General features: G+C 41.2%; 17 protein-coding genes. 8 read left to right on the top strand and 9 right to left on the bottom strand.

Going from position 1 to position 19,929, the window contains the following annotated elements:
- Positions 1–915, top strand: a 915-nt coding sequence (locus N477_RS26220; protein ID WP_196760556.1) for a hypothetical protein, incomplete at its 5' end; no start/stop codon positions are given.
- 357 nt (positions 916–1,272) lie between these two features.
- Here the strand turns inward: N477_RS26220 and N477_RS25850 are convergent.
- The 7 genes from N477_RS25850 to N477_RS00555 all read right to left on the bottom strand — a co-directional run bounded on the left by N477_RS25850 (position 1,273) and on the right by N477_RS00555 (position 7,885).
- Positions 1,273–1,428 (bottom strand): hypothetical protein, encoded by a 156-nt coding sequence (locus N477_RS25850; RefSeq protein ID WP_155731751.1) that lies wholly within the window; start codon positions 1,426–1,428, stop codon positions 1,273–1,275.
- 171 nt (positions 1,429–1,599) lie between these two features.
- Positions 1,600–2,958 (bottom strand): DUF3526 domain-containing protein, encoded by a 1,359-nt coding sequence (locus N477_RS00530; RefSeq protein ID WP_063363557.1) that lies wholly within the window; start codon positions 2,956–2,958, stop codon positions 1,600–1,602.
- Complete coding sequence (locus N477_RS00535; protein WP_063363558.1) at positions 2,945–4,387, bottom strand: ABC transporter permease; 1,443 nt, start codon at positions 4,385–4,387, stop codon at positions 2,945–2,947. Before N477_RS00535 ends, N477_RS00530 begins: the two co-directional genes overlap by 14 nt.
- Before the next feature lie 57 nt (positions 4,388–4,444).
- Positions 4,445–5,167, bottom strand: a complete 723-nt coding sequence (locus tag N477_RS00540) for an ABC transporter ATP-binding protein (protein ID WP_063363559.1) — start codon at positions 5,165–5,167, stop codon at positions 4,445–4,447.
- Positions 5,168–5,321: 154 nt separating this feature from the next.
- A complete protein-coding gene (locus N477_RS00545; RefSeq protein ID WP_063363560.1) occupies positions 5,322–5,774 on the bottom strand; it encodes a hypothetical protein in 453 nt (150 codons plus the stop codon).
- 14 nt (positions 5,775–5,788) lie between these two features.
- Entirely contained in the window at positions 5,789–7,060 is a 1,272-nt protein-coding gene (locus tag N477_RS00550; RefSeq protein ID WP_063363561.1) for an MDR family MFS transporter, read from the bottom strand.
- A 3-nt stretch (positions 7,061–7,063) separates the two neighbouring features.
- Positions 7,064–7,885 carry a nicotianamine synthase family protein gene (locus tag N477_RS00555; RefSeq protein WP_063363562.1) on the bottom strand — a complete coding sequence of 274 codons (822 nt, stop codon included), beginning with the start codon at positions 7,883–7,885 and terminating at the stop codon, positions 7,064–7,066.
- Between the two features lie 164 nt (positions 7,886–8,049).
- Here N477_RS00555 and N477_RS00560 point away from each other — a divergent pair, with 164 nt between their 5' ends.
- The gene (locus N477_RS00560) at positions 8,050–9,222 is read left to right on the top strand and encodes an efflux RND transporter periplasmic adaptor subunit (protein ID WP_063363563.1); all 1,173 of its coding nucleotides are present in this window, start codon (positions 8,050–8,052) and stop codon (positions 9,220–9,222) included.
- Positions 9,219–12,323 carry an efflux RND transporter permease subunit gene (locus N477_RS00565; protein WP_063363564.1) on the top strand — a complete coding sequence of 1,035 codons (3,105 nt, stop codon included), beginning with the start codon at positions 9,219–9,221 and terminating at the stop codon, positions 12,321–12,323. The genes N477_RS00560 and N477_RS00565 overlap by 4 nt, the downstream gene beginning before the upstream one ends.
- A 67-nt stretch (positions 12,324–12,390) precedes the next feature.
- Here N477_RS00565 and N477_RS00570 read toward each other — a convergent pair whose 3' ends face one another.
- Complete coding sequence (locus tag N477_RS00570) at positions 12,391–14,511, bottom strand: TonB-dependent siderophore receptor (protein ID WP_063363565.1); 2,121 nt, start codon at positions 14,509–14,511, stop codon at positions 12,391–12,393.
- Between the two features lie 282 nt (positions 14,512–14,793).
- Here N477_RS00570 and N477_RS00575 point away from each other — a divergent pair, with 282 nt between their 5' ends.
- The 3 genes from N477_RS00575 to N477_RS00585 all read left to right on the top strand — a co-directional run bounded on the left by N477_RS00575 (position 14,794) and on the right by N477_RS00585 (position 15,998).
- Entirely contained in the window at positions 14,794–15,159 is a 366-nt protein-coding gene (locus N477_RS00575) for a hypothetical protein (protein WP_063363566.1), read from the top strand.
- 304 nt (positions 15,160–15,463) lie between these two features.
- The gene (locus N477_RS00580; RefSeq protein WP_155731752.1) at positions 15,464–15,691 is read left to right on the top strand and encodes a hypothetical protein; all 228 of its coding nucleotides are present in this window, start codon (positions 15,464–15,466) and stop codon (positions 15,689–15,691) included.
- Between the two features lie 76 nt (positions 15,692–15,767).
- Positions 15,768–15,998 (top strand): hypothetical protein, encoded by a 231-nt coding sequence (locus N477_RS00585; protein WP_063363568.1) that lies wholly within the window; start codon positions 15,768–15,770, stop codon positions 15,996–15,998.
- A gap of 219 nt (positions 15,999–16,217) precedes the next feature.
- Here the strand turns inward: N477_RS00585 and N477_RS00590 are convergent, their stop codons facing one another.
- Positions 16,218–17,276: a Kelch repeat-containing protein gene (locus N477_RS00590; RefSeq protein WP_063363569.1), complete on the bottom strand. Its 1,059-nt coding sequence runs from the start codon at positions 17,274–17,276 to the stop codon at positions 16,218–16,220.
- Between the two features lie 691 nt (positions 17,277–17,967).
- On the opposite strand from N477_RS00590, the gene N477_RS00600 reads away from it, so the two are divergent.
- Both N477_RS00600 and N477_RS00605 read left to right on the top strand, forming a co-directional pair.
- A complete protein-coding gene (locus N477_RS00600; protein ID WP_063363571.1) occupies positions 17,968–19,101 on the top strand; it encodes a helix-turn-helix domain-containing protein in 1,134 nt (377 codons plus the stop codon).
- Positions 19,102–19,250: 149 nt separating this feature from the next.
- Positions 19,251–19,929, top strand: a 679-nt coding sequence (locus N477_RS00605) for a DUF4386 domain-containing protein (RefSeq protein WP_063379436.1), incomplete at its 3' end; no start/stop codon positions are given.

Consider the following 19,929-nt stretch of genomic DNA (forward strand, 5'->3'; position numbering starts at 1 on the left):
GTTCATGATCTTGCCCTGCCTAATAGCCCTTTAGCTGTAACCCCATCCACACATCAACGTAAGTCTCAGGCATGCAATGAAATTAGGGGCATTTCATTCTACTTAGCAAAAGCCTCACCTCAACCTTCTACACTTTATCACCGCTGTGGGTCTAAAACTCATAGCCAGCCTGCTTGGTTAACAACTTCCACAATTGCTTTTATAACCCAACAAGCCCACAACAGTTATATAAAGCTGCTTGATATCAATACAAACAATGTTACACAGCTTCATAAAGTGGACAACAAAACAATCAGTGCACTTGATTACTCTCAACCACTAAAAAAACTAGCGTGGATTGAGTCCACAAAATATATGGCATTTGAACTGGCTGTTTACGACACGAATACACAAAACTTAAATAAGGCTGAGCTTGATGAGCACTCAAGCATCTCCTATATTGGCCATATTCGTTGGCTGTTTGATTTGCCCATATTATTGACGTCTAAGAACAACCAACTAATAAAAATAGATTTATTAGGAGAGATCACTTTCCATCCACAACCTACTACTGAAAAAATATTGTACCCTGCGTTACATCCAGGCAAACACCAGATTGTTGCCTCAATGGGTAACTTTGACAGAGATATAGGCCTGACAAGGTGGTATGCAGATCGACCTCAAACTCTTAGCAAAAAAACGACGTTTTCACCTAGTAATGTCGATGACTTTAACGCAAAGCAGCAGCCAAATGGCAAGCTTGTGGCATTTACTTCATCGAGAAGCGACAGAGAACAAGTCTGGCTTTATGATCAAAACAGCCAAAAAACAGCACAGCTCAGTAATTTTCCAAGCTCAATAGCCCCAATCGATATGCTCTGGAATGACAGCGCAAGCGCGCTGTTTATTCTTATTCATAAGCAATTGTTTCTTTAAGTTTAAATGGCAATCTCTCTTCGATTAAGACGCCACTCCCTCTTTTAGGCATCTATCAAGACAGAGGAGGTAATCAACTTTTGGTAAAACAACTAAAAGGGGCCTTGTTGATCAAATAGGCCGCTACATACTAGAAAGTGCAAAAACACTTATGAATCTCGATTTAAAATAAAATACGAGCAAGGGTAAAGAATTGAAAAGTAACAGAGATGATTGCTACCAAAAAGTTATGAGTAAGCAACACAAGTGAAGTGACATACCTAAACAGTGCATTTTATCAGACTATTTTTATACAGAGTTTATCCTGTAGCTGTTTTTATTTGATTTAAAAAGCCCAGTATCACTGGGCCTTGTCTTTTAATTAAACCTACACGCAGCATACGCAGGGTGTGTCCAGCAAATTTCTACGCTTTCTCGGTATTGACCTGCTCCGCCGATTTGAGGCGTAAGTGCATTGTTTATCGCATTATTTTTTAGAGATTTCACTGACTTTTTATTAAGTTTGAGTTTCATTTTGATCCCTCATCTAGTTTTTATCGATGCCATGACTGCTGGCAATAAATGTACTCAGTAATACAAAAACACAATAATGAACAAAATTCAACCAACCCGGTATTGTGTCAGTTTGACAAGAGATATTAAAAGAGAAGTAAAGGCAGCGATAGCTGCCTTTTGGGTATAAATTTAGATAGGACGTAGCTGCTTCAGACGGACAGCTGAAAAGAATGCCAATGCAAAAATGACTAAAGCACTTATCAATATTTGCCAAATATTGATTTCTTTATTGAGTGGCTTAGCTTCAAACAATGGGAAGTTTTCAACATCAGTTTTAGTTACTGGTTTGTCAAAAAACATAAAGTCATAGAAGAAATGACGGATCTGTTGATGATATTCAACCACTTGCAATCGATAATCAGCTTGATCAGCGCTGCTAGTATTTGCAAGCTGATTTAATTTAAGCTGAAAGAACAAGGCCGGTGACAACGCACTCAATGTTTGTAGTGTTTGCTGGCGAGCTTGATTATTGTCGCGATACTGTTGCCATAACTGAGCTACCTCAACATCACTCAAATGCTGCTGTGCATAATACCATTTCCAATCAAATGCCTCGCCAAGTGGCGCGGTATCTTGCCAATTAGGCTCATGCTGTAAAAACGTGTCTAAAGTTTGCTGCTTATCTTTATCCCAACCATCGTTTAGCGTAACGCGCTGTGTCAGACTCATTTCAAGGGGAGCATCTGTCTTGTATTGGTTAGACAAATATAAGTGCACAGCGCTTGGTACTAACATGGCAAAAACCACCCAGCTACTTAGATAAGCCAAGCTGTTAAACACACTCGTTTTACCAAAACTCATGATCAAGGTAGCAATGGCAAACCAAAACACCATGTATAAGGTGCTTGCCAGCAGCACAGTCCAAAAAATGCCATCAAATGGCAACGATAAAATCATCGCCGCGCTCACCAGAAGTAAGCTCACCAATAACCAGATCACAGCAAAGCGCAGCGCCAGCTGCTTTGCAACCTGACTAAATGCACTTTTTGGCAGTGCATTTAACATTCGCCATCGCCCTGCATGTTGCTCATCAGAAATCAAAGTAACGGTTAAGATACCTATAACAAGGGGCAATAGATACACTAAGACAAAGCCAAGATCTAACCCTCCTGTTCGCTGCTGCGCAGGGTTGACGATTTCTCTATTAAATATTTGGCTTTGCAATGCAGTAGCACGCACTTTAGAGGCAACCATAGATGAATGACTTTCACCGACAAACAACGCGGCCCACGGACTGAGTTTCCACTCTGTCGGTGCGCTGGCATAATAAGCCAAAGAGCCTGGAGCTGGCAGAGTCTCTCTTTTATTAACGTGTTCACGCTCTTTTTGAAAGACGATTTTAGATTTGTACTGATCAATGCGCAGTGTTTTATACCCTTGTGCACCTTGGTAAATCGCAAATACACCTGCAATCACAAAAAGTAGCAATACAAGTTTATTGATAGCCCCTGAGAACAGTCGCTTACACTCAAGTTTAAACAGCAGCATAAACTCTCCTTTGCATCCCTTTAGAATTTAATGAACCAAACATCACTAAAACTACCAATAAAGGCAGCAACCAAGCCAAAGAAAACGGACTCAATGACCAACCAAGTACAGGTGATTTATAAGTAAAGGCTTCAAACTCCTGCCAGTACGATTTATCGATGCGCTGATCTCTGTCATTGTGATGATCAATTTCTTCTGTATGTAACTTATTAAGTTTTTGAATACGCGCATAACGGTGCGTTTCTGCTTGTTGCTCAAAGTCTAAAAAGTGTCTCGTATCAGTACGCGTGAGCGCCATGGAAAAATCTCGTACGAACAAATAAGGATTCAACCAATAAAACTGGCTAACAAAACGCTGCTGCGCTGAGAATTGCTCAAGCTGTTTTTCATAATGCTTTTTATAAATCTCAGCATTGAGCTTTTCGCCCTCTTGCATTACCAACCCTTTGTAATTGACTGGCAGCTCCTCTACCGTGCTCACGCCATATTTTTTCAACGTGTCTTCACGGAACTTATTAAAGTAAGGATCGTTCGGATTGTGACTGTCCCCGACTTTGCGGTTATCCAGTTTAATTGCTAATTCAAAGTCATTGCGCTTTTGATGGGGGTACTGATTATGTGCAAACTCAGCCAGCATGCGCGGCATCAAAATAGTCAAAATAAACCAAATCGACGTTAATAGCACCAAAGCTTGCTTTGGCGCTTTCACTAAACTAGAAACAAACAGTGTTAAGCCAATCCAAAATAAGCAATAAAGCACATAAACGGTGAATAGCAACAATAGTCTAAGTGGCGCTTCAGATGAAAATGCTGCACCTGTGCTTGCAGCCAATACCAGCGCCAAAATAAAAACAGGCAAAATAAAGATCACTGACAAGAATAGATAGCTTAAGCTTTTTCCTGTGACTAAATCTCGAAATGACACGCCCATAGACATAAGTTGGCGTAAAGTCCCGCTTTTTTGCTCACCACTGATGCTTGCAAAGCCAAGCGCAATAATGAGTAAAGGCCAAATAGTTAATAAGATATTGGCACTACTTAACTCTGAAAATCGCAGCAAGGTCCCGCCATCTTGATCATTGGCAAAATTAGCACTGTTTTGCTTATGCGCCTCTAAGAAAATGCTATTGCCAACCCAAGAGTTCACCCCTAAATCAAAAAAGCTCAATGCACTGGGTGTACGAAAAGCAAAGTGACCAAAATGCGCCACTCGATGTGGATGTCTATCAGGTTGCGCTTCCCACTGCTGCTCAACAAGTGATTGGGCTTTTGCCTGAGTTTGCGCGTTATGTTGATACTGCTGCCAACCTGTGAATAACGCGATTGCCAACAACAATTGGATCATGATGAAGATTAACCACAAGCTAGGGCTTTTACGCTTACTGGCTAATTCGTGGCGAAATATCTTCATTACTCTGTGATTTATCATGTAATTATATTTCCTGTATGAACACAGTAGTGTTTAACCTACTGTCACGACGACTGCTTAGCTTGCTTCGCGGATAACACTTTTTCCTGAAATCAACTCATGGTAAGTATTTTCAAGTGTCTGCAATGGCAGTTGCTTGTTATCAAGCAAGGTCAGCAATGTGCCTTTGTCCATGATCCCTATTTTGTCGGCTAACGTGTGCGCACAATAAAAATCATGCGTTACCATCAAAATCGCAGCGCCTTTTTTCGCAAGCTGCTCTATGATCCGGATAAACTCCAAGGTCGCACTTGGATCAAGGCCTGACGTCGGCTCATCCAATAAAAGTACCTTTGCTTGGCGAATGATTGCAAAGGCTATGCCGACTTTTTGCCTCATGCCTTTCGAGTAATTTTTTAAAGATTGTGAGCGCGCACTTGGCTCCAAACCTGTCTCATCCAAGGCCGCGTTGATTTGCGCCTCTGTCACAGATAAATCGGATAAACTCGCCAAATACTTAAGGTTATCAATGGCGTTAAACTCTTGATATAAATTGACCTGCTCAGGTAAGTACACAAGCTTTTCTTTTGAGCCTTTGCTGCTGTGCACATCCACACCATCAATCAAAGCTTGCCCACTATCTGGCTGTAAGAAATCCAGAAAAATATTCAGCGTGGTACTTTTCCCTGCACCATTTGCACCTAACAGGCACATGATTTGGCCTTCTTCAACACTAAAGCTAAGGTCGTTAATTACCTGCTTATTTGAAAAGGATTTTTTTAAATTTTTGGCTTCTAACATAAAACACTCCTTATACTAAAAAATTCCGCCAAAGCGATAACCGCCCATAATTTAGGCATTTCTCATCGCTCGAGCGGAACTTAAAATAGACGACTACGTCAATATTGCTTAGTTATAACATAACACTTGTTGATTAAATAGAAACATTTATCATTTAGCCTGTCGGCACTAAGAAACTAGCCGTGCCTGTAAATGCACCACCTTCAACATGGATCTGTGCATTTTTGTAGTACACCAGATCTTTTGAAAGGTGTTTTTTACAGTGTTTTGGGAAAAAACCTTCAAAACGGACTTCTTCTGTGGTGTTAATTGTGCGTTTAAATTTAATATCTAAACCTCGTATATATACTTCACCAGCTTTTTCACTGAGCTGATTGTCCCAGCAACCATATATAATCCCTAGCTGAGAAATCCAAATCATCGCGCTTTGCGCACTGAAATGAAATTGTCCGTCTCCTGGCATCTGAAAGTGCTCGACATTAATTCTACCGTCGATGTAACCCGGTTCTAACGACACCGAGCTAAACGACATGCGTTCTTCACGCCAACCATTTTCTAAATAGTCTGACATATAGGCACGTTGCTGCTGTGGGGTGAGATGAATCATTTAAAGTTCCTTACTTATTGGGTAGATGTGCTGGTTGCGTTGCTTTGCGATTCTTGGGTTGCAGAAGCGCTCAACACTGTGTTGAGGATTGCCGTAATCAGGCCAATTAGGATTAGGCAATACCATGCAAGATGTTCACTGATATTGGATAAATCAAACGCGACACCGACCACGCTGCTGCCTGCAATTAATCCGACTCCCGCGAATAGATAGAAAAAACCGTAGTGCGTAGCGACTGACTTATCTTTTGCCAATTCAGAAATTTCGCTCATAATAAATGGGAAACTCACCATGGTACCTAGGGTAAAAATCACAGCTAACACACTCAGTGGCAGGTAATACAACACCCCGTGTTCATATGGCCAAGCGGGGATGAGCATTGCAAAAGACAGACCCATCAGCGCGATACCGATACTTATCCACTGCTTTGGTGATAACCAACGTTCGCATAGTTTGGTGACAGGAAATTGTAAAAAGATCGAGATCAATGCACATAGGGTCAATACCCAAGCGACATCTTTCGCACTACCTTGTTGGTCAACAATATGCATGGGAATTGCGAATGAGATCTGGTTGATAAGCATAAAATACCCTGCCATTACCGCAGAGAACTTTAAAAATGCACGATTACCCAATACACCAGCTACCATTGCTTTCACGCCACCATTTTGAGAGGTCGCAGAGGACTTATCATCATTGCCGCTTTTATCTTGCTTTTGACGCTCAGGGATCAACACTGTGAATACCAATGCAAACAATGCAAACGGTAATGCAGAGACAATGCATAACATATCAAAGCTAATATTGAGTAGAAGTACCCCGCAAACTGGGCCAAGAAGCTCGCCACCGTTTCGCGCAACCCCCACTAAAGAGAACATTTGCGCGCGGCTGAGCACTTGCTGCTTTGAAAAATAAGCCTGTGCCGCCGGAGTAAATAACGCACCAGCAAAGCCCGTTAAAAATGCTGCAAGAAACAATAACGCGGTTATGTCTGAGAATAAAAACAGACAAAAGCCAACTGCACGTAACAAGCAACCAATAACAATCAGCTTTTTTTCACCAAATAGATCTGCGAGTAACCCACCAACTAGGAATAAGCCCTGCTGGCAAAATGAACGCACACCTAAGACAACCCCCACCAGGGTGGCACTGAGTAACAAATCTTGCTTCAAATACCCCGCCAAAAACGGGATCAGCATGTAAAACCCAAGGTTAAACACAAAGGCAGCAACCAGCATCCACCGATACTCAGCCGAAAGCCGCAAGTAAGAACTAAAAATTGACATAAGTTACTCTGGCTTTTGCGCAATTAAAATTGAGTGGAAGTTATCTGCATAGGTTTGGATTTTCAGTTTGAGCTGAAATGGCGCAAGACCTTGCTCATCAATGCTTGGATATAACAAGGTGCGTAAATTATAAGCCGTACGAACAACCAGCTGTGCACCTGGCTTCATCTGTGCATACAAGTGCGCAATGATTTTCTCTTTCAAAGACTCATCACCGACTAAGGCCGCAAGCCAAATCACGTCATATTGGTCAAGATTACCTTGCTCACAAATATCATTGTGGATAAATTTCATTTGGTGCTGTTGTGACAGTGCATCGCACACCTGCTGACCCAATAATAGATCTGGGCCATTGATATCAAGGTTATCAACACTCAAGCCACTTTGATGTAATGCCAGTGTTGTCAATGGCAATGCGCCCGAGCCAACCATTAATACATTCTTGACCGGCGTCGCTGCCAATGAGTGGATCGCGTTTATCTCCAACCCTGTGGCACGTTTGTAATGTTTGTAATACGGGTATTCGTTGCACAAAGTCAACTTTGGATCTGAACTTTGAACGATACGCTCTGCCCAATGTCGCTCATATAAACTCGAGGCCTGACTGAACAGTTGCTGGATCCCAGGTTTTATCGCTTGGATCTCTTGTTGCGCCAACACATTATCTGCAAAGTCACTGCCATGCTCATTAGAAAGCAAGTCCAAAAACTGATGAAACGTCGTCATATTGTCTGGGGTGATCTCAAGTGCGGACATTGATTTGATATGTTGGAATCCATCCACGATTTTAGTTGCGTGAACGAGTGCTTGATTTGAAATATTCATAACGAAGAATTTACTATATTGTCCCTGTTTTATGTTATAACATAACTTACAAGTAACCTTGATGTAAACCAATTAAGATGAATAAATTCATTCTGATTAATAGCTTACATTTCATGTAAACATAAAATTTACGATTAAAATAAATACAGACAGAGTCTTTTTTCATGGGAATAAATAAAAATAAGTCTTATTATCATACACATACAAGGCGATTACTGGTCTTGCTTGCTGTATTAATTTTAGGCGGTTCAGCGTGCGCAGCGCTCCTTATATTCGGAAAAAAAGAAGTCGCAGTATCCCCGCGCATAGACACTCGTCCAACAGTGGTGACACAGCCTTTAACTATTGTTGATTATCGTACAAAGCTTTCGCTTTCTGGTGTATTGCAACCAAGCGAACAAACCGACATTGCATTTGAACTCAGTGGCAAAATCGTGTGGTTAAATGACAAGTTTATTGAGGGCGGGATCGTCAAACAGGGCGAAGTTTTAGCTTCACTTGACCCGTTTGATTACGAGACTGAAGTAAAAGACAAACAAGCAAATCTAGCACTTGCACAAGCAACTCTGTCTGAAGAACTCGCTAAGGCAGCTGTCGCTAAAAAAGAGTGGGCACATAACCCCAATACCACCGAACTTGCATTGAGAAAGCCCCAAGTAGCGAGCGCCAAAGCACGCTTAAAAGCTGCGCAAGCAAGCTTAGAGAAAGCCAATAAAAACCTATTAAGAACACAATACTATGCACCATATGATGCACTTGTAACCAACCGAAATACAGGGCTTGGGCAAGTCGTGTCTAAAGCGCAAGCGCTAGGCCAGCTGGTAAATTTGAGTTATGGCGAAATACATGTTCCCATTGCTGGATTTGATCGTCCATTTTTAACGACCTTGCCGGTCACAAACGTCCAGATAAGCAATGACAGTATTACAAGAACCGGGGTTTTAACACGCCATACTGGACGCTTTAATGAGCAAACACGCATGGCATACTATGTGATAAGAATTGACGACCCCTACGCATTACATAGCGATAATAGCCCCTTGTATTTTGGTCAATTTTTACAAGCTAATGTCAATGGAATAACACTTGAAAACGTCCTCAAAATACCGCAAGCACAGCTTAAAAATAAGGCTGTATGGTTACTAGATGAGAGTCAAACACTGACCAAATATTCTGCGCCTGTACTTCGCCAAGAGCAGGACTTTGCATTGATAGCCGCCCCCAAACAGCAACACTATCAGCTCGTGACACGCCTCCCTGAATATCCACAGCATGGCATGCAAGTAAAACAACACACCGCTAACGTGCAATTGGCAGACAAAGGAGATAACCAATGAATCAGCGTCCAGGTTTGATAGGTTACTTTGTTAATCACCCTGTTGCCGCTAACTTAATGTTATTACTGATTGTTTGCATGGGAATACTCGGCTACAACAGTATTCAACGGCAAACCTTTCCGATATCAGATAGCAATAAGGTGACCATCAGAGCTGTACAGCTTGGTGCATCCGCTAAAGAGATCGAAGAAAATATTTTGATAAAAGTCGAGCAGGCCTTGAAACCTCAAGTAGGTATAAAGCGCATTATCAGTACCGCTTCTCCTTCCGGTGGCCATATCGAAGTTCAGCTCCATAACGACGAAAACGTGGCCTCACGACTAGATGAGATCAAGTTAAAGCTCGACAGCATCGCAACTTTTCCAAACGATATGGAACCCTTGTTGGTGTATGAAAATGTGCAAAGGCAACGTGCATTTAGCGTCGTTGTATCGGGCTTGGATGACCCCGTGTCATTAAGGCGACTGGGAGATGAAATGAGAGACGAATTATTACAATTGAAAGGGATCTCTCATGTCGACCTATCTGCGATGCCTGACTATGAAGTCGCCATAGAAATCGAACCTGATAAACTAAGAGAGTACAACCTAACCCTTGCACAAGTTGTAACAGCACTGCGCGCTCAATCCAATAACCTCTCCGCAGGACAAATTAAAACTGCCAGCGGTAACATCTACCTTAGAATGCAATCCCGCCAATACACTGGACTGGGGATAGCAGAAGTGCCGATTTTAACCGGCTTGCTAGGTGAAAAGATTTACCTAAAGGACATTGCTATTATCAAAGACGGCTTTAAAGAGTCACTAAATCAGGGACGATTTAACGGTAAGCGCGCCCTGTATATTATGGTATTAGCTGATAAAGAGCAGTCACTTACACAAGTTGTGGACACCGTAAAGCCATACATTGAGCGCAAACGCCAAACACTGCCAAGCGAAGTAGAGATTTACGAATTTGTCGACGTCACCTACTACCTAGATGGTCGATTAAATATGATGTTAAGCAACCTAGCTCAGGGTGCCCTACTCGTCTTTATCGTACTCGCGGTGTTTTTGCGCACCCGACTGGCCATTTGGGTCATGTTAGGCTTACCCGTTGCCATGCTCGGCGCATTTTGGTTTATGCCGTTACTCGGTGTCACCATGAATTTAGTTTCATTATTTGCCTTCATCATGGTGCTTGGCATTGTGGTAGACGATGCCATCGTCATCGGTGAAAGCGTATGTGAGCAAATAGAAAAACATGGACACTCTAATCAGCAAATCATTCTCGGTACGCAAAAAGTCGCCATGCCTGCCACATTTGGTGTGTTAACAACCATCGCTGTTTTTATGCCCTTTATGTTCAGTACAGGTCCCAACTCAGGTCAATTTATTGCCATTGCTGGCGTGTGCATCTTATGTTTATTTTTCAGTCTTATCGAGTCAAAACTGATTTTACCTGCTCACCTCGCTTCAACTCCTATGCCTAAACTGCCTAGCACACACTGGCGTTCGCGCTTTAATGATAACTTTCAACAAGGGTTACATAAAAGATATGTGCCGATGCTTAAGCTATGCATCAATCATAGGTATGCAGTGATCATAGGCTTTATCTTGATGCTGGCTTTTTCAGTGAGCCTGCTTATCAGTGGCCAAGTTCGCTTTACGCCTGTACCTAAAGTGCCGCATGACTATCCGTCGATCAACATTCAAATGAATAATAACGTCTCAGAGGCGCAGACACTGGAAGCGGTAAGGCAAATTGAAAGCTTGATTCAACGAGTGGAGCAAGAAATACAAGCTGAAACCGGCAAAATTATGGTCGATGCCATGTATACACGCGTTGATCATCTGACTGAAGCTGAAGTTGTCACGCCTTTAGTCGCCGAAGCAGACAGACCTTTTGATACCTTTGAATTAGCCAGACGTTGGCGAGAAGCTCTCCCCACTATACCTGGAGTTAAAAAATTCACTATTGAATCAGATGTCATTGATATTGCCGAGAAAGGAGACTTACAGTATCAACTGTTTGCACACGACATCGCAACTTTACAACTGGCTAGTAAGGACTTCATCTACAAGCTAAATAGTGTAGACGGCGTACACAGTGTTTTTTCTTCACTTGATAGCGCACAAACTGAATATCAAGTGCAGCTCAAGCCATTGGCACACCAATTACAAATCACCGCAAGTGATGTAACCACGCAACTTGCAGCCCGATATTTTGGTATAGAGATGCAGCGTGTTATGCGTGAAGGGCAAGAAGTGATCTTTATGGTCAAAGGCGTACGTGCTGATCGTGAAAAAGTCAGTGAAATAAATAGAACCCTCATTACACTGCCCAATGGCGAACAAGTATTTTTTGGTGACATTGCCACAACCGTCGAAGTACCTGGGATCTCGGTGATCACTCGTGAGCAAGGCCATCAGGTTATCACTATCAGTGCCAATGTCGAAGAGCAAGTTTCAGCCATCAATGATGTGGCTAAATTAATCGAAGAGACTCTTCTGCCTCAACTTAAAGTAAAACACCCTGAGCTTATGACACAGCTCGGCGGTGCGCTATTAGAGCAGCGCAAAGAGCAAAGCCAAGTGGTCAGCTTCGCCATTGTCGGACTGTTAGTTGTCTATGTATTACTTGCACTGCCGCTGCAAAGTTATGCCCAACCTGTTATCGTGATGTCGGTTATCCCCTTTGCCTTAGTCGGTGCGCTATGGGGCCATTTCATTTTAGGCTACAGCCTAAGTATGATGTCTATTTTTGGTATCATCGCCGCAGCTGGTGTTGTGATCAATGACTCATTGGTCATGACGCATGTGATAAATACAAGCAGAACTCTCGGTCAAGATATTAAAGACGCGGTCATCAATGCGGGTGTGTCCCGTTTTAGAGCCATATTTTTGACATCTTTGACCACATTTTTGGGCTTAGTTCCTATCATGTTTGAGTCGAGCTTACAGGCGCAATTTGTTATTCCAACCGCCATTTCTCTGAGTTTCTCGGTACTCTTCGCCACATTTGTTACCCTGATAATGGTACCGTGCTTATATGTCGTACTAAAGGACATCAAAGGAATACTCAGTAACATACAACGGCGCTTGATTTCACAACAAGCATAAAAAAATGCCTTGGTAGGGAGACTTACCAAGGCATTTTGCTAAGACTTATGAGTCTCTGTCTATGTGCTTAGAACTGATAAGACGCAGACAGTAATACTTTACGAGGCTCACCAGGCTGCACCCAGAATTGCGTATAAGAGTTCGTAAAGTGTTTGCGATCAAATGCATTATGAACTTGCGCTTTCACTGACCACTGAGCGTTAATATCATAGTTAGCGAACAAATTAGCAGTGACAAAAGATGGTAAATAGAAGTCTTCACCTCGTTGGCCCAAACGTTCATCAACATACTGAAGACCGCCACCGACAGTGAGTGCATTGCCGCTCACTACATACTCTTGACTGACTTGTAAGCTTGCTGAATGCTCAGGAATATTTAAAAGATCATCGCCTTGTTTAATCGGCGCAAAAATACCTGTATCAATGTAGTCTTCTTCCACCTGTGCGTCTAAGTACGTGTATGAGAACTTCACTTCAATATCCGCAGGTAATTGACCTGCAATATCAAGCTCATAACCTGCACTGCTCGCTTTACCAATAGCGCTTTGACCGCCATTAACAGCATCTACAACAACAATGTTTTTCTGTTCACTATCAAAATAAGCTGCAGTAATGTTGAGATTATTATTAAATAAAGAGAACTTAGTACCAAACTCTAATGATTCGGTTTCGTTAAGATCAAATGCGTTGCCTTTTATGTCAGCACCAAAGTTCATACGGTAGCCTTCGCCGTAAGAAGAATAGACTGACCAGTTATCAGCCACTTGATATACAACACCTAGTTGCGGGCTAAAACGCGTTTTTGATTGATCCGTGTCGCGTTGTTTGACTTTATCTTCTAATGTTTGTTTCATTGAATCAAAACGGCCGCCGATACGCACTTGTAATGCATCGCTCAATTCAATCTGGTTTTGGAAATACAAGCCTGTCGACCACTGATTTTGTTGACGAACAACTGCGGGTAAACGCTTACCCGGCGTTACTTGACCATAAACTGGGTTATGTACATTGATCGCGTATAGGTCCTGATCAGAAGCTGTAGGTGATACGGCCGCTCCTCTGGCAACTAAGTAAGCTCTATCATACTCAAGCCTGTCATAGTCGACACCGGCAATGATATTATGCTTGATTGAACCCGTTTGTACTTCCCCCGCTACCTCAAAACGCACAACATATTGGTCCGTATCATAATGGCGCTCGCGGTGCTGTCTAGATAAAGTTTGTCCATCAAAGTAAAACTTTTGATGCGAAGGTAAAAGCTCTATATCACTTGAGAAACTATCCAGCTCAGTTTGGCGATACGCAGCGGCAGAGCTCAGCTCCCATGTATCGTTTAGGTCATAATTCCACTGCAATTGATGACCAAGAACACTGGTTGTTGTAGGGCCATCACTGGGCTCACCTAAAAAGCGTTCAATTGGCATGAAATCAAAGTTCCCCCCAACGGCAATGATACCGCGGTCAAATGGGATCTCATGCTCAGCATACTCTAAATCATAAAAAATTTGAGAACGATCACTTTGCTTGAAGACCAGTGATGTCATTAGGCCATGCTTTTGTGTTTCTATGGTGTCACGGAAGCTATCTTCCTCTTGATAAAACCCAATAAAACGGCCAGCTACATCATCACTAATAACAGTATTCACGTCAGCTTCAAAACGGCGATGTGCGCGGTTACCAGCGGTAAGTTGCACCGAGCTTGCATCGTCAAAAGTGGCTTTTTTAGTTACAAGGTTAATTGAACCGCCTGGCTCACCTCGGCCATAAAGTGCAGCTTTTGGCCCTTTTAAAACTTCAATACGCTCAATGCCAGATACATCACGTGGCCCTGAAAAGCCGCGTCCTGCATTAAATCCATTGACCAAGTATCCACTTGGGACATTTTCGTCACCGAAGAATCCGCGAATAGCATAGCTATCCCATAAGCCTCCAAGACTATTTTGGCGGCTCACAGAAGCTGACATATCGAGCACATCTGTCAGATCAGTTAATCCAGTATTTTCAATTAACTGCGCATCAAATTCAAAAATCGCTTCTGGCGTTTCAAGGTGAGAGAACTCACCACGGTAAGCTTGACGCTCACCTTTGACTTCGATTGTTTCGATGCTGTTTTGAGCCTGTGCAGAGAAAATAGCAGCAAGAGAGAGAGTAAGTACGCTTAAACGGCAAGCATAGTTAAGGGGTTTCATTACAAATCCTTTATTTGATATGTTATAACGTTTTTGGGTACTTTAGCATGTGTCAAAGCCAGTGTTAAGAGCTATTCGCAACAACTCACCATGAAACCTACATTTATAACCATCTGATTTACCTGCTTAACTGCTTTAATAAAATAAAAAGTAATATAGCGCCTTTACTTAATTTAATTTTATTAAAATAACTTAATGGTTAAATATTTGACTTAAACAAATAGGATATTTAAATTAAAAACCTCTTAAAACATGAATAATTAATAACAACAAGGAAAGACAATGAAAAATTCAACTATATTAGCATTAGCTTTAACAACTGGCTTTTTTGCAAACTCTGCCTTTTCAGCAGAATTGGTATGCCGTGTCAATTCATTAAATGGTCAGTCACATAATAGTGGCACTTCAAATTGTTGGGCTATGGATTTTAGTTTCAGAAATTCATCGAGCGGCGTTTTTTATTTAAAAGATGTGACAAAACCAATCGAGAGAGTTCAATGGAACAACAATCGTAGCTGCAGTGGTACACAGTGTGCGGTTACAGTACGATCATTCCAATATAAAAGTATGACAGCACATATTTTTTATAAAGACGGTACCTCTGAGTTGACTAATAGAGCTGTAATGCTTTATGAAAATGGCATGTAAGAAAATAGGCTCTCATTAGAGAAAATCACTAGATATTTATCAAAATCTCTAGTGATTAATATAATGAAAACTTTAACTTTAAATCGTAGAAACATTACTTATAATGAAAATACAAATGAACTTTAAGCTTTCACACCTCATAAAAAGCACCATCAATCCAACCCAATCAATGAAGAAAAAATCACTAAAAAATTTTAATTAAATAGACTCACAATTCAATAAAAACCTTTATCTAAATAAATTTAATTAGTTAAAAGTTTTTACAAACACATCTAATTGATTAAAATGCGAACCGAAATTGGTAATGATGATTAAAGCACTACTTTTTGCCGCATCAGCAGCGGTATTTGCAACTTTTCCACACCAATCTCAAGCTTTTAGCGGCTATGTAGATGTACTTTGCTATAAAAATGACACATTAATATTCAACTTACGATTTTCTGGCACTGAAGATCACTATATTTATCGTACGATAGATCACTGCGAAAGAAGGCTTGGTGGGAAAGCCAAAACAATTGGTTTTGGTTGGTAACTAGCACTGAAAATTGTAATTAAGCAAAGTTAAAAACTGAGACGCATCAATATAATCAAGTAATCATGGAATTAATATGTTAAAGGAAATTGCTTTTATACCACTTTTTGCATTTTCCTTTATACTCCCTAACAAGTCATTTGCTGGTCCAGGCGGGCTAGAAGTATTTTGTCATAAAAATGGGATATTATTATGGCATGAACAGTTTTATACATTCGAAGATCGCATTGCTAATCGCGCTGCAGAATACTGTGAGAGAGTACAGGGTGGCAAAGCAACGATGAGACAAATTCGTAAAAATAAATAATTAGAATGGTTCAATAGTAGAGCAAGTAATTAAGTTCATATTTTGTGTTCAAGGAGTGATAAAATACTGTCGAAACAAGTATTTTTGTGTGGTGAAAAGCCTCTCTCTGAACGCGCTTTTGCTCACTGTGAATCAAGGTTTGGTGGCGAAGCATACTGAAACGATGCTTCGAAAGAGAATAGCTGCCCTATCATTTGGCTATTCTCTAACACTTGAATGCTATTGATTATTTCCATTAATTGAAAGTGTGCTTTGCAATGTCTCTTGTGGCCCTACTTTTGCAGCCCCACCAATCACATATAGCGTATTGTTCAAGGTAACAGCACCATGCCCGTGTCGTGCTTGCGGCATATCGGGTAATGCTTGCCATTGATCTATTTTTGGGTCATAGCTCCAAGTATTCGAAAAAGCCTCCCCTTCTTTCCATTGGTGGTTTGGTCCAAATACTTCTCCACCAGTGACAATGATTTTTTCATCCAGCACACTCGCGGACAGCCCTGCTGACGCAATCGGTAAGGGACTTAAGGCGATCCAAGTATCCATTTTCGTATCATACACTTCTACATTACTTAGATTTTTACCACCCAGTCCCAAAGAGCGCCCACCAATGACATAAATCTTATTGCCTATGACAGCACTTGCCGCAGAATTACGCTCGATATTTGCAGGCTTTGCTTTTCGCCAATATGCATTATTCACGAGCACATAGTGCGCGTTGGAATCAACCTTTTTGCCAGTCTTTGAGGAAATGGTTTTGCCACCAATAACATGAATATACTTTCCGACATTGGCATAAACAGACTCCGCTAGCGGAATAGGGAGTGAAGGTCCTGAGCGCCAACTTTGAAACTTGCCATCTAACCTGAATACTGACCTTTTTATTTTCCACGCATCGTCTTTAGGTCCTGAATACCCTCCGATCCCATAAATATAATGTCTATTACTAACCATCCCCAGGTGGTGACGGCGTTCAGGTAATGAAGGGGCTGTCTGCCAACGTTCAGTTGATGGGTTTAACAAATAAACATCTTTACTCGGACCCAGACCATAAAAAGATGGAGTTTTGGATGGAGTAAAGCCACCACCAACGATGATCCGCTCCTTAAATACCGCGGGATAGATCTCTTGTAATGGTGTAGGTAAAGAAGGCGCTTGTTGCCAATAAGGTTTTTTATTATCAACTGCTTCTGTACTTGCCCATACACTAGCAACGGCCAAGCCACTGAGTAATAAGCAACATTGCACTAATAAATATCTTTTCGCAGTTAACAAATGCATTCGCACTCCTTAGTATTTGGTTGTCTGTATTTATACCATTATTTTCTTACTCAAGATCAGTGTAAGTGCATTGGCATCTACATCACTATTAAATAACACACCCTAAATAAGAGTAGCTAGAAATGCGCCAAATCGCTGTAAATTAAGTTGAATTCCAAAGCAGTAATAGCAAATTTATTTTTGGCCAATTGTCTACAAAAAGCGTCTCACTCATCAAACTTGATACACTGGCAGTCAAAACTCTTTTACAGTTCAATGTTCATAAATATAGAGGCCAAAGCAAGGCAGCTTTTGTCTACACTACTTTAGAGCAAGCCCCTAACCAAGATGGTATAAAAATCGCAACTACTATGCCTACCTATCGAGCAATACAAAGTAAGTTATTTGACTTAATGAAGAAGCAGCACAACTAGGGTTAAAGCCGTTACAATATATAGTTAAAAGCCTACTCAGTCAGGCTTAAATTTGCATCATAGTTGGTTGGTATGCTTTACCAACCAGTCTATTCAACACCAATTTGAAGGATGCACTTAAAACCAGCGCATGATAAATATATCTATTTAAATCATCACCTTCGAGTCATAAATTTATTAATTAAAGCCTAAATAACCACCCTTAAAACTTTACACAAGCATTACATCTACTTAATATACAGCGAGTTTTATCTACTATATCTAGTATTAGGGAAATTATGGATGTTTTAGACACCGTCATCTATTCCGGTATGTGGGGTGTGATTTTACTTGCACTTGTGCAAGCAATGCACAAACCTAAGCAACCACAAACAACATATCTCATCGCGCTATTATTCTTGCTACTTATCCATGTTAGCGGAGAGCTCGTCATTTATACGGGTGCATATCAGTACTTTCCTGCATTAGTAGGAATGCAAATGCCTGTGCGTATCCTACTTGGTCCAGCTTTATTTTTTTATGCATGCGCCACTATGTCGCCAACCCTTGCGATTTCTAAGAAAAGCTACGCATTAGCCATGATAGGGCCTGTTGTGGCTATTCTTGTGATGTTGCCATTTGCTATCGGATTCACATCGGCCGAAAAACTCGCTTTAGCAGATCCCGCAACACGTAACCCTGAACACTTTAAAGTCGCCTTATACACCTGCATTGCTAATATGGTGGTATTTATGGTGTTCAATGCCTTTTACTTCATCAAGGCACTACAAGTGCATGCCAGACACCGTCAGCAATTATTGGAACGCTTTGCAGAAATACAATCAAGATCTCTAGACTGGTTTAGGATCATGCTCGTGTTATGGGGCATTGTTTGGCTTTGCTACTCGCTATCTTACGTGCCAACGTTAACTGGTTGGAAACTGCCATGGTTGAAACTTTTACCATTTTTTGAAGCTGCCGTTTTACTAGCATTCGCTCAGTTGGCACTTAATCAGCCGATCTTAACCAAAGAGGATAAAGGGCAGCCTATTTCGATACAATCGAGAACAGCAACATTAAGCCAAGCAAAAATGGATGCGATATCAGATAATTTGAAAGGTGTCATGACGCAAGAGCAGATATTTATGGACGAAGAGCTGTCTTTAAACAAACTTTCAAAGGCCATTAATGTCAGTGAGAACCATATTTCTGAGACCTTATCGCAGCAACTAAAAACCAACTTTTTCCAATTTGTTAATGGATACCGGATTGCTGCAGCTGAAAAACTCTTACAAGAAACCGATAAACGCGTATCGACCATTCAATATGAGGTTGGTTTTAATTCAAAGTCAACGTTTAACACGGCGTTTAAAAAAGCAACAGGATTAACCCCTTCATTATATAGGAAGCAAGCCGCGTTAGTAACTCACTAAAAAATATACGAATAAAAAGAACGAACGGGCCCATTAGGACGATCTGAACACAATTTACGACAACAATAGACCCATCTTAAAAACGCACTGTCGACATGCACACTTAAATAAAGCATGTCGGCAAGCAAACAAATAAAAGGGTTTTATTTATGTCTACTTTACTTGCTACACGCATTGCCGGATTACTTATCCTGATCTCAACCAGCTCATTTATGTATGCCGACTCCATCATTTATGAGCTACTCACTAAGCCAGACTTTTTAGAGCAAGCGGCGCTAAATAGATCATCTCTGGCGTTTGCGGCACTATTAGAGTTTATTAACTGTGCTGCGGTGATTAGCATGTCCATTCTGATTTACCCGACTATCAGACAATACAGTGAACGCATTGCCATCGGGTATGTAAGTGGTCGTTTAATTGAAGGCGCAACCTTGATCACCGGTGCAGTAACGCTGATGACATTGATTGCCATGGGTAAACAGGTTATTGAAAACCCAGATGTATCGAGTGAATACCTTTATATGATGGGCAGTGCACTCAAATCTGAGCGTTGGTTTGGCTTTTTAATGGGGATGTTTTCTTTAGGCTTATGTGGCTTTTTACTGAACATCACTTTATACCAATACCGTCTAATTCCAAGAGCCATCTCAGTACTAGGCATGATTGGTTACGCAGTACTCCTACTAAAAGTCGCTTTTGATTACTTTGGTCTAGATTTCTCAGGTGCTTGGATGTATATCCCAGGTGGCATATACGAATTAATCTTCCCACTATGGATGATTTTCAAAGGCTTTGATTTAAGCACAAAACGGCCTTGTTTCCTAAATA

The organism is Pseudoalteromonas luteoviolacea H33-S (assembly GCF_001625695.1).
GTDB classification, from domain to species: Bacteria; Pseudomonadota; Gammaproteobacteria; order Enterobacterales; family Alteromonadaceae; genus Pseudoalteromonas; species Pseudoalteromonas luteoviolacea_B.